General features: G+C 61.1%; 1 pseudogene. It reads right to left on the bottom strand.

Annotated elements, in window-relative coordinates:
* Positions 1-130: 130 nt before the first annotated feature.
* Positions 131-656: pseudogene (locus ED901_RS09695) on the bottom strand (VOC family protein); the annotation flags it as partial.

Raw genomic sequence — 656 nt, 5'->3', positions numbered from 1 at the left:
GCGAGCGGCAGCGCGCAGTGAAAGAGCCTGGGGGTCTTGGGGGTGGCGGCGATAAGCCACCCCCAAGTCGGTGTGGGCCGACGCCCACGACCTTGACCTTAACGCCAGTTTGGGCGACAAGCCCTTGACCTCATTCTTCCCTGAATTGAATCCCCACCCCTAATGCATCCGCCGCGCGCACGGTGATCTGCGAAGTATGATCAGCAAACGCGATTTCCCCGACGCGCAAACTGTTGCGTACCGCATCCAGTGAGCGCGTGGCAAACTCCAGCCCGATCATGCGGGCGCTGCCATTTTCGCCTTCCGGCACAATGCCAAATTCTGCGGTGGCTTGCTCAGGCGTGACAAACCGTACGGTGGCGCGGCCTGCGCGCAGGATCACTTCTTTGGGTCTGACGTCCAGTGCGCTTGCACCGAATAACTCGCCATAGACCTGCGCGGCCTCATGCGGATTTGCCGCAGAAATCACAAAGTCGGTGATATCAGCGACGCTGTTCGGGTGGTTTTGCCATTCATTGCGCCACACCAGTTCCGGCGTCAGGTGGTGGCAGAAGAAACTGCGGCCATTTGGCACACGGGTGGCGGCCAGCGGCACGGTGCGGAACCGCGCATTTGGCGAGGTGCCGTCGTTGAGCGCAACGGGACGGAAGAATTCT

It is taken from the genome of Rahnella sp. Larv3_ips (genome assembly GCF_003697865.1).
GTDB classification, from domain to species: domain Bacteria; phylum Pseudomonadota; class Gammaproteobacteria; order Enterobacterales; family Enterobacteriaceae; genus Rahnella; species Rahnella rivi.
Note: the sequence above shows the minus strand (reverse complement) of the source record. Positions and strands in the feature narration are given on the sequence as shown.